The 10,502-nt window shown below is 47.4% G+C and carries 8 protein-coding genes; 3 read left to right on the top strand and 5 right to left on the bottom strand.

Annotation, left to right across the window (positions count from 1 at the left end; all coding sequences use genetic code 11):
* Positions 1-69: 69 nt before the first annotated feature.
* Positions 70-1,743 carry an asparagine synthetase B family protein gene (locus PN499_RS07985; protein WP_272031225.1) on the top strand — a complete coding sequence of 558 codons (1,674 nt, stop codon included), beginning with the start codon at positions 70-72 and terminating at the stop codon, positions 1,741-1,743.
* On the opposite strand, the gene PN499_RS07980 is transcribed toward PN499_RS07985, so the two are convergent.
* Genes PN499_RS07980 through PN499_RS07960 form a run of 5 tightly spaced genes read right to left on the bottom strand, consistent with a single transcriptional unit; the run spans position 1,740 to position 7,911 of the window.
* On the bottom strand, positions 1,740-3,074 hold the full coding sequence (locus tag PN499_RS07980; protein ID WP_272031223.1) for a toprim domain-containing protein: 1,335 nt from the start codon (positions 3,072-3,074) through the stop codon (positions 1,740-1,742). The genes PN499_RS07985 and PN499_RS07980 overlap by 4 nt on opposite strands.
* A 56-nt stretch (positions 3,075-3,130) precedes the next feature.
* Positions 3,131-4,252: a toprim domain-containing protein gene (locus tag PN499_RS07975; RefSeq protein WP_272031221.1), complete on the bottom strand. Its 1,122-nt coding sequence runs from the start codon at positions 4,250-4,252 to the stop codon at positions 3,131-3,133.
* An 18-nt stretch (positions 4,253-4,270) separates the two neighbouring features.
* Complete coding sequence (locus PN499_RS07970; RefSeq protein ID WP_272031219.1) at positions 4,271-5,509, bottom strand: diaminopimelate decarboxylase family protein; 1,239 nt, start codon at positions 5,507-5,509, stop codon at positions 4,271-4,273.
* On the bottom strand, positions 5,506-7,287 hold the full coding sequence (locus PN499_RS07965; protein ID WP_272031217.1) for an asparagine synthetase B family protein: 1,782 nt from the start codon (positions 7,285-7,287) through the stop codon (positions 5,506-5,508). The genes PN499_RS07970 and PN499_RS07965 overlap by 4 nt, the downstream gene beginning before the upstream one ends.
* Entirely contained in the window at positions 7,288-7,911 is a 624-nt protein-coding gene (locus tag PN499_RS07960) for a DUF3859 domain-containing protein (protein ID WP_272031215.1), read from the bottom strand.
* Between the two features lie 262 nt (positions 7,912-8,173).
* Between PN499_RS07960 and PN499_RS07955 the strand changes: the two genes are divergently transcribed.
* Both PN499_RS07955 and map read left to right on the top strand, forming a co-directional pair.
* A complete protein-coding gene (locus PN499_RS07955) occupies positions 8,174-9,250 on the top strand; it encodes a glycosyltransferase family 4 protein (RefSeq protein WP_272031213.1) in 1,077 nt (358 codons plus the stop codon).
* 324 nt (positions 9,251-9,574) lie between these two features.
* On the top strand, positions 9,575-10,336 hold the full coding sequence (gene map / locus PN499_RS07950; RefSeq protein WP_272031211.1) for a type I methionyl aminopeptidase: 762 nt from the start codon (positions 9,575-9,577) through the stop codon (positions 10,334-10,336).
* Positions 10,337-10,502 lie beyond the last annotated feature (166 nt).

Here is a 10,502-nt window from a genome sequence, read left to right as displayed (position 1 = left end):
ATCCTGGCGGTCAAAGAACCGCCAGGATGGCGGCGTTACGTAATCGTGCGTAACTCCTCTATAAAATAGATGCAAACTCAAAAGTTTATCAATCCAAATTGGGTCATTGCTTGGGGGCCAGCAGCGCGATCGCAGCCTGCTACCTGGGCAACTTCCGGTTTTGCTGCGATCGCAGTCCAGCCAACCTTCAGCCCTAGTCAGCGATTTGTGCTGGTGGGTGACTGCTGCTTCGATCGCTCCGTTCTACTCAAACAACTGACTAACGCAGATGGATTGAGCGATCTGGCGATCGTCGGACAGCTATGGGAACAGTGGGGTACTGAAACACTGAGCTTGCTTGAAGGGCAGTTTGCCATTGCTATCTGGGATCGAGAGCAACAAACCTTGTGTCTGGGGCGCGATCGCGTCGGGGCCAAAACCCTCTACTACACGACGGCGGGAACGACTAGCTGGGTTGCGCCTCGACTGCGATCGCTCAATCCCTATCATCCTCAAGAACTCGACCCGATCGCTTTGCGAGATTATTTGTGCTGTGCGTTTGTACCCGGAACGCAAACGCTATGGCAGGGAGTGCGAGAGTTACGGCCCGGTAGCTACCTGTGCTTACCGGTGGCCCAGCCACAGCGCTACTGGCAGCCGCAGGAGCAAATTACTAACGCCGATCGCCCGCTGGAATGGCACGCTGGGCAGGTGCGATCGCTGTTGGAACAACTGGTACAGCAGGCGCTTCCGGCTGACAAACCAGTGGGAGCATACCTTTCAGGCGGTATTGACTCAAGCTGCGTGACCGCGATCGCAGCGCGACTGCACGATCGTCCGGTTCATACTTTTTCGATTCACTTTGGCGCGGAGTATCCGAGTGAGATTGAATTTGCCAACATCGTAGCCGCACATTGTGGCACTGAACACCATATTTTAGAAGTTTCGCCGCAGCACATTTGGCAGTTGCTACCGGAAACGCTGGAGGCGATGGACGATCCAGTAGGGGAAGGCTTGACTGTGCCAAATTTGCTGCTAGCGCGATCGGCAAAGGAATTTGTGGATGTGGTGCTTAATGGCGAAGGCGGCGATCCGTGCTTTGGTGGGCCGAAAAATAAGCCGATGTTGCTAAATAGTTTGTACGGTTCGATTCACGGTGAAGGCGACGCGATCGCAGCTTACTTGACTTCTTTTCAGAAATGTTATGTCGATCTGCCGCGTTTGCTGAAGCCAGAAGTCTGGAATCTGGTAAAGGATGCGCCTTCCGTCTTTGCTGAGGAATTGCAACGGACAGAAACCACCTTTTTGAATCGACTGATGCGGCTAAATATTGAGTTTAAGGGAGCCGACTACATTTTAACCAAAGTGAATAATTTAACCACTGTTGCCGGATTGGAAGCGCGATCGCCCCTGTTCGATCCGCGCATGGTGGCGCTGAGTTTACAAATTCCCCCAGAATACAAGCTTTCCGGCGCACAAGAAAAAGCTGTTCTCAAAGCTGCTGTCGCCGATTTGCTACCCGATGCGATCGTCAATCGTCCGAAAAGCGGCATGGTAATGTCAATGCAGCAGTGGTTTTTGAGGGACTGGCAGCGACAGGCGCGATCGCTGCTGCTGAATCGACGGGCTGCGATCGCGCCCTATCTCAATCAAGCCCTGATTCGGGAGTGGCTAAACTATCGCGGCGAAGTTTTTCCCCGCTATGGGCTGAAACTGTGGCTGCTGGTGACGCTGGAAATTTGGTTACAAGTGAATCGTCGTTAACCAAAACTATCGGACATAAACACATAACCCCCGCCATATCCGACAGAATTATCCACTAATATTAAACCGTTATTGCTCTGCGGATCGCCGCTTTGAGCAAGTCCATAGTTGACTACGCGCAACAACCGCTGCGGCGTAAACGATTCCACTTCAACAAAATTACCTGCATCTAGCCACGCTAGTTCTTTAGCTGTTAAACTTTGCCTCACGGTGTCAGGTAATTGACGGGCTGTTTCTGCCATTGCCACCGATTTTTGCACAAATAGATTGCTAGTTTCTAAGATTTGACGGGGAGAGATACCTAAATCAAAAATCGTTACTGATTGATTCGCAAACCAGTCTGGATTAGTTCGCAATTGATGTACTAAATTTACTCCATAAGGGCTAGCATCGTGCAGTGCATACACTTTTAAATCGGCATTGCGCCGCAGCATTTCCAGCACGGTGTCGAAGATACTTTGGGGATAGCCGCTGATGCTAAGAATAGCACAATTATTTTCAAAATGGACGTTGTTAGCAATTAGGAATTGAGCGATTTCATCACTGTCACAAACAATAGCGCGATCGAAACTGTAGGTGCTAACTTCGGGATCGATACTTACGGGTAAAGCATTTTGACGAGGAACAGGCAGCAGTTTTTCTAATGTTCCGTTCACCGTTTGCCAGCGTCTTAGCCATTCATCACTCTGAGCTGCATTGACAAGAAATACTTCACTAATTCCCTGTTGACGGCGTTTTTGTGAGATGCCGAGGCACAAGGAAGATAGCCCTAGCAAAACCACTGTTATACCTCCTACAAAAGAATCAGCGATCGCGCTAACGGGAATGCCTATCGCTAAAATAATTACGGCTAAGACTTGTAATTTTGTAGCGTTAATTTTGCGATAACTAATATTTTGCTGGGTAGATTTGTTACTTTTCGATAGTTCTACAATCCAAAAGAAATTGTAAATATTAAACAGAGTTAAAAATACCATTGCATAATTTGTAATAACATTATGAATAAGTTGTAAAAGAGGGATAAGGATAAAGATGGCAAAAACAAAGCTGAAAATGAAATAGCTATAAATCCACTCCCATTGATACAATGCGGATGGATATTTAAGCCGTTTATCAATAAAATACAAAAACTGTTTGGGCGTGAAAAACAATATATTTTGGCTAGAGATATCGTCGAGTGCCTTCTTAAAAAATGGATCTGTAAATGCAAATTTTTTATCGGTGACGGTAGTGGGTTCAAACACAAATGGATGATTGCAATTCTTACAATGACCTGAGTTATTAGTGCGATCTCTTAAACTATTGTAGGTTCGACACTGGGCACATTTCATGGCTGCTACTCCTCTTAATTAATTCTAAATTTGATTCCAAAATTTGAAAAAACGCCCTAACCAAAACTATCGGACATAAACACATAGCCGCCACCATATTCGACATTATTATCCACTAATATTAAGCCGTTATTGCTCTGCGGATCGCCGCTTTGAGCAAGTCCATAGTTGACGACGCGCAACAACCGCTGCGGCGTAAAAGATTCCAATTCAACAAAATTACCTGCATCCAGCCACGCTAATTCTTTAGCTGTTAAACTTTGCCTCACGGTGTCAGGTAATTGACGGGCTGTTTCTGCCATTGCCACCGATTTTTGCACAAACAGATTGCGATTTTCCAAGATTTGACGGGGAGAGATACCTAAATCAAAAATCGTTACCTCTTGATTCGCAAACCAGTCTGGATTAGTTCGCAATTGATGTACTAAACTTACTCCAATAGGACTAGCATTGTGCAGCGCATACACTTTTAAATCGGGATTGCGACGTAGCATTTGTATCACCGTCTTGAAGATGCTTCGGGGATAGCCGCTGATGCTAAGAATGGCGCAATTATTTTCAAAATGGATGTTGTTGGCAATTAGAAATTGAGCTATTTCGTCACTGTCACAAACAATAGCGCGATCGAAACTGTAGGCGCTGACTTCGCGATCGATGCTAGCAGGCAAAGCATTTTGACGAGGAGCACGCAGCAGTTTTTCTAATCTTCCGTTCACCTTTTGCCAGCGTCGCAGCCACTGATCGCTTTGTGCGGCATTGACTAGAAATACTTCAGGAATTCCGTGTAGACGGCGTTTTTGTGAAATACTGATTCCGTAGGAAAATAGCCCTAACAAACTCATTGTAAGAATAGCATTAATGATATTACCCCTCCCCCATACCAGCAAGCCAAAAAATAAGTAGATAAAAATCCACAACCATCGGGGAGTTGAGGCGCGAGGTTTAAGCCGTCTGTCAATAAAATACAAAAACTGTTTGGGCGTGAAAAATAATATATTTTGGCTAGAAATATCGTCGAGCGCCTTCTTAAAAAATGGATCGGTGAATCTTAATTTGTAATCAGTGACGGTAGTGGGTTCAAATACAAACGGATGGTTGCACCGTTTACAGCGACCTGAGTTATTAGTCCGATCGCGCAAAATGTTGTCGGTTCCACACTGGACGCATTTCATTCCCATTTCATTCTCCTGATTAATTTAGAAGATTTGCCCGTATAACAAGATAGAATAGTCTTCTCGCTGCCGAATTAATCGATGGCCGTTAGCTTCAATTAATACCTCAGCAGGACGAGGACGATGCAGAAAATGCGACGACATCGCATAGCCGTAAGCCCCGCTATCCAAAATCGCGATCGCATCTCCAATTTTAAGTGAAGGTAGCCAACAATTTCGTCCCAAATAATCCCGCGAGTAAGTCGTGTTACCGCAAATATCCGTTTGATATCGCGATCGCGTACCGTTTCCCAAGCTAGATTCATTTTCCCAAGTCGCGATCGCTCGATAGCCGCCATGTACCGCAGGTACAGATAAATTTGCTACAGTCGTATCCACGCCAACAATTTGCCGATCGCCTTGCCATTTTACCGAGACAACTTTCGCCAGCAAAACGCCGCAGCCTGCGATCGCGGCTCGTCCGGGTTCGATTACTAACTCGATCGGGTTCGATCGCGCAGTCAGCTTTTGAGTAATGGCTGCACCAAACTCCCTCCAGTCAAAGGCCGCACCGCCTCGATAGGGATAGCCAAATCCACCGCCAAAATCGAGCGATCGCCAATCCGGAAGCTGTTGGGCGATGGCGATGACGCGATCGATCGCTTTTATAAACGCACTGGTGGCGTTAGTCCCCGTCCCCCGGTAAAAGTGCAGTCCAGTAATTTTAAACCCGTGCTGCTGTGCGATCGCGTTGGCCTTGTCAAATTCTGCGGGACGTACCCCAATACGGCTGTCTCCCGTTAATTCCGGTGAGTTGAGGCGCAGTCCGATTTCGGGATGAAGCGATCGCGCTTGACTGCGGGAACAATCGCAAAAATCCTGAAGTTGCGACAGGCTATCGAAGTTGAATCGATTGATATTCCAGTCGAGCAATTGCTGAATATCAACTTGGCTGAGGTTACTGCCAGTGTAGACGATGCGATCGCTCGTAAAACCCGCTTTCAGTCCCAAAAACACATCGCCCGGTGTATTCGCGTGTAGCCCCCAGTCAGCCTGCTGAATCAGTTGTAAAAGAGCAATATTGCCGTTGGTAACGCTAGCAAAATGAAACTGAACCTGCGGATAGTCAATCGATCGCGCGATCTGATCGAGCGTCTGACGCAAGCGATCGCCCTGATACACATACAGCGGCGAACCGTAAGCTGATAGCAATTCCTGCACCAATGCTTGCGAAAATGGTGGCGAATGTATTTTAGCTTGCTCCTCAACCACAGATTCAGTCATTCTAGGCTCCTTCGATACTTCCAAATCCGTTGCCCGATCGCAGGTGGCAGCCAAAAAACATGATCCAGCGATCGCTTGCTGGGAATTTCCCCTAAAACTTCGGTTCGCCATGCCTGCCACATCAGCAGCAGCCAAAGATTATTACCAATATAGCGATCGCGCATAGCAATTCCAAGTCCTCCAGATAACATCGCGTCGGCTAAATAAGGCTGCCAGCGATTTTCCGATCGCAACACATTCGGATTCAGCCAGCGACCGATCGCACCCCAAAACTCGCGATAGTACCAAACCTTTAACGGCACGCCCATCCCGCGCTTTTCACGCCAGACAATTTCCGGGGGCAACCAGCGATCGGCCGCTTTTTTGAGAATGTATTTTTCGCACGCACCGTGCAGCAGCAGCTCTCCAGGCAGTTGAAACGTCCATGCGGTGAGGTCGGGGTCGCAAAAGGGCGATCGCACCCACAGCCCGCAAGCAAACCCCAATGCGGTTGCCCTGGGCTGAATATTTTGTGCGCCTTTAAGCATCAGCGAAGCCCGCCTGAGCCTTGCCAGCAAAGAGGGACAAGCTTCGGTTGCGATCGCATCTTTTAAGTAAACGCTCAAATCGCGATCTTGAATTTGGGCTAAGAGTGCGGGTGAAAAGATATGCGATTCATATCCATAAAATCGCTGAAATGTCCGCAAATATTGCTGCTCAAAGGTTTCCCCTGCGGTAGGATGCTCCTGATTGTAAACTCCGTTGGCAATCAAGGGTTTGTTCGTCCATCCAGCAAATAGCTGATCGCCATTCTCGCCGTTGAATACCACCCGCACATCCCGTGCTGCTGCTTGTTTGAGTAAGAATAGCGGGCCAGTTGTGCCATCTCCATAGGGCAAATCGAGGGCTTTAGCGGTGGCTCCTAGTGCCTGTAACAGGCGATCGCCTGTTACTTCCACTCGCACCAGCGGAATCTGTAAAAAGTCCGCTACCTGCTGAGCATAGGGCAGTTCTGAATAGCCTTCAACACCAAAATCGAGACTATAGGCCCGCACCTGCAAACCCGCCTCGACCAGCAACGCCGTCACCAGCGAAGAATCGATGCCACCCGACAGCAAAACGCCAACGGGTTCATCAATCGGCAAATCTGCCACCTGTCGCGCGATCGCCTGCTGCAACAGCACTCGTAACTGCGCGATCGCCTCGTCTTCACGCCGCAGTAGTTGGGGCGCTTCCTGCCAAGCGGAGTGCAGCGATCGCACCGTTGGCAAGGACATCGCATTCCCATCTGCCACTTGCCAAATCATCTCGGTTCCCGCTGCTACGGATGCAATTGACTCGATCGGCGTTAGTGGTGTGGGTACGTAGGAAAAACAAGCATAGCTGTGTAGAGCGATCGCGCTAACTTGAGGGGAGGGAATCAGCGGTGACAGCAGTTGCAGGCGCGTCGCAAACCAAATTGTTTCTCCTAACTGCATCCAGTACAGCGGTACTCGCCCAAACGGATCGCGCCCTAGTGTTAGCTGTCTCACTTCCACCGCCACCCAAGCATCTCCTGGCAAATCGGTTGGTTGCTTACGCCCACAAGCATTCAGCGTCACTTGGTCAGCATTAAGCACCAAAGTAGATGCGATCGCCCACTCTAATTGCACGTCTGTCTCAGACAGTTGGGACTCCCGGATGCCATAGTCAGGTACTAAACGTCGCAGCATTTCAGTACGGGAAACGAAGCTATCCCGCAGGGAATCGCCCCGCCCCCAATAGCCTACAAACTGTGAAGGTTTACCGAGATCGCCCATCTACTGCACCGTAAACGGCTGAGTGCTGAGAATGCGCCCATCCAGCGACATCCGCACTTCCCAATTTCCTTGGGGGAAAGCAGAGTCGAGATTATAAAAGCAGTAGGTATTCCAAATCGGTGTAGCGATCGTGCGAGTTTGATACCGTCCTTGATGTACAGTTTGACCGCTGGGATCGATCCAGTCGCATTGCAAAGATAACTGACGATCGATCGGAGCATTTTTTAATGTAACTTGGTAGTAAACGCGGGAATTTGTTTGACGGCTGACTTGAGAGAGGTTGTCACCACTGGTTTTAGATAGAGCAATTCGGTCTTGTCCTGCAACAACTTGAGCGATTTGCTGCTGCCAATTTTGCCAAAACAGAACACCTATAGCGATCGCTGCGATTATTACTGCTGTCGTGGCGATCGCGATCCAGCGGTTCCTTCGCTGGCGTTGTTCTAGCACTTTGCGACGCTGCAACTGCGCGATCGCATCTTCTAGAAGCTCGTCAGGAAGATTCAACTCTTGTAAAATTTCTCTTACTTGCTCTGGAGATAATTCTGACTCGCGCCGCTGCGATAACTTTTCGATCTCAGCGATCGCCTGTGCCAATTGAGTTTCGGTGAGTCGAGGTACCATAGACTTCGAGCGCGATCGCGTAAACGAATCTATAATATTCTACGCTTAATGTGCCACTTTTTCTATGACCGGAATCCTCTATGATTAAAGCTAACTCTATTCAATACCAATTATGAACACAGATTTTACCGATTACACGGATTACACCGATTAGTTAGAGTCACGATCGTTTAGTCTGTGAAATCAGAGGAATCTGTAAAATCTGTGTATCCCCATTACCAATTACCAATTACCAATTACCAATTACCAATTACCAAATTATATGAAACTATTATTAATGTCAACATCAGTTGGATCGCTCGGTTCTGGACTCGGCGGCGGAGTCGAACTAACTTTATTTAATATGGCCTTTGAATTGAAACGTCGCGGCATGAAAATAGACGTTGTAGCTCCCAGTGGCTCGATTTTAACAGCAATTCCCGTCATCCAAATTGCCGGAGAGCTCCAAATTCCTGCCCAAACTCAAGATCGCAATACTCCGATTGTTATGCCGGGAGATTCTGTGATTGCCAATATGTGGGAATATGCTAGAAAAGTTCAAAATGAATATGATTTAATCCTTAACTTTGCCTACGATTGGCTACCATTTTATTTAACCCCATTTTTTAACATCCCTATCGCTCATGTGGTCAGTATGGGTTCCCTTTCAGACACAATAGACCGCATACTAGAACAAATAGCAAGTCAATTTCCTGGTACAATAGGAGTCTGTACAGAAGCGCAAGCAGCAACTTTTTCCTTTGCCAAGGAGTGCAGAATTTTAAGTAGCGGCTTTGACTTATCTTTATACCAATTTTGTCCTCAACCAGAGTCTCAATTAGCATGGTTAGGTCGTATTTCTCCCGAAAAAGGTTTAGAAGATGCAGTTGCAGCCGCTCAAATTACTGGCATTCCCCTTAAAATTATGGGAAAAATTCAAGATGAAAACTACTGGCAGAAAATTTGTGCAGATTACCCCCAAGCTCCGATACAATATTTAGGATTTCTGACAACAGCTAAACTACAAGCAGAACTCGGTAACTGTAAAGCGTTATTGATGACACCGCGTTGGGTTGAAGCTTTCGGGAATGTAGCGATCGAAGCTTTAGCTTGTGGAGTACCCGTGATTTCCTACCGCCGAGGTGGGCCAGCGGAGATTGTTTGCGATGGACAGACAGGGTTTTTAGTAGAACCCGACAGTGTAGAAGGATTAGTAGATGCGATCGCCCGTCTAGATGAAATTGACCGTCATGCTTGCCGACAACAAGCAGAGATAGAATACTCTCTAGAAGCTTTAGGTTCGCGCCTTGAAGATTGGTTCAAATCTATTTTAGATAAAACTTATGCACCGATCGCGTAACGCCGCCACGCCGCTAAGTAGGTGGACAAAAATAAACAATGTCATTGCGAGCCAAGCGAAGCGCGTCAAGCGCAGCGCAGTTGCGAGCGTAGCGAAGCAATCTGAGGGTACGAAGCAAGCCCGAAGCAATCTCAAGGCCTTGCGTTGGCGAAGCCTGCGCGTAGCGCTTATGCTTCGCTTCGCTCGCAATGACTGACTACGTTTATTTATGTCCGACTACTTATCTTAGCGGTGACTTTACCGCTAAGATGGCGGCTGTACAACGATGTATAAGTCCTATTAGATTGAAGGTTTGCTAAGCGTTAATTAAGGAAGAAAATAACTATGAGCAATGACACTTTAGTGCTTTTATCAAGTAGAGAATTGGAAAAAATGCGTAACGCCGGACGTTTAGCGGCGGAACTCCTTAACCATCTCGAACCAATGGTAAAACCAGGAGTTAGCACTCTCGAACTTAACGACGAAGCGGAACGCTGGACTTTAGCTCATGGTGCTAAAAGCGCACCTTTAGGCTATAAGGGATTTCCTAAATCTATCTGCACTAGCGTCAATGAAGTAGTATGTCATGGCATCCCCAATGCTAAACAAATTCTTAAAGAAGGCGATATTATCAATATCGATGTAACGCCAATTGTTGAAGGTTTTCATGGTGATACTTCTAAAACTTTTTTTGTAGGAACACCTGCACCAAAAACAAAGAAACTGGTAGAAGTAACAGAGGAATGTCTCAGAAGAGGAATTGCGGAAGTGAAGCCAGGAGCTCGCATCGGTGACATCGGCGCAGCTATCCAAGAATATGCTGAAGCTGAAGGATTTTCTGTAGTGCAGAATTTCGCAGGACACGGAATCCACCGCATTTTCCACACTGTGCCAGAAATTTTACACTACGGCAAGCGGGGGACGGGTAAACGTCTCAGACAAGGGATGGTGTTTACGATTGAGCCGATGATTAATGAGGGTACTTGGGAAGTTGAAATCCTTGATGACGGTTGGACTGCTGTCACCCAAGATGGTAAACTCACTGCTCAATTTGAGCATACTGTAGCTGTTACTGAGTCTGGTGTGGAAATTCTAACTTTGCCTTGAGATATGGCAATCTTTGTAGGAGTGGCTAATGGCTAATTGCTAATTGCTAATTGCTAATGGCTAATGGCTAATGGCTAATGGTTAATTACCCATCTCCCCATCCTCCCCATCCTCCCCCTCTCTTCCCCTTTCCCTAGTCCCTAGTCCCTAGTCCCTAGCCCCTTCT

Origin of the sequence: Kamptonema animale CS-326, from assembly GCF_028330895.1 — a bacterium.
Classification (GTDB): domain Bacteria; phylum Cyanobacteriota; class Cyanobacteriia; order Cyanobacteriales; family Microcoleaceae; genus Kamptonema; species Kamptonema formosum.
This window is presented reverse-complemented; position numbering and strand designations above follow the sequence as displayed.

Excerpts from the sequence above, each read along its gene's own strand:
- PN499_RS07960 (WP_272031215.1), bottom strand. The coding sequence starts at position 7,911 with ATGGTACCTCGACTCACCGAAACTCAATTGGCACAGGCGATCGCTGAG.
- PN499_RS07975 (WP_272031221.1), bottom strand. The coding sequence starts at position 4,252 with ATGGGAATGAAATGCGTCCAGTGTGGAACCGACAACATTTTGCGCGAT.
- PN499_RS07980 (WP_272031223.1), bottom strand. The coding sequence starts at position 3,074 with ATGAAATGTGCCCAGTGTCGAACCTACAATAGTTTAAGAGATCGCACT.
- map (WP_272031211.1), top strand. The coding sequence starts at position 9,575 with ATGAGCAATGACACTTTAGTGCTTTTATCAAGTAGAGAATTGGAAAAA.
- PN499_RS07965 (WP_272031217.1), bottom strand. The coding sequence starts at position 7,287 with ATGGGCGATCTCGGTAAACCTTCACAGTTTGTAGGCTATTGGGGGCGG.
- PN499_RS07970 (WP_272031219.1), bottom strand. The coding sequence starts at position 5,509 with ATGACTGAATCTGTGGTTGAGGAGCAAGCTAAAATACATTCGCCACCA.
- PN499_RS07985 (WP_272031225.1), top strand. The coding sequence starts at position 70 with ATGCAAACTCAAAAGTTTATCAATCCAAATTGGGTCATTGCTTGGGGG.
- PN499_RS07955 (WP_272031213.1), top strand. The coding sequence starts at position 8,174 with ATGAAACTATTATTAATGTCAACATCAGTTGGATCGCTCGGTTCTGGA.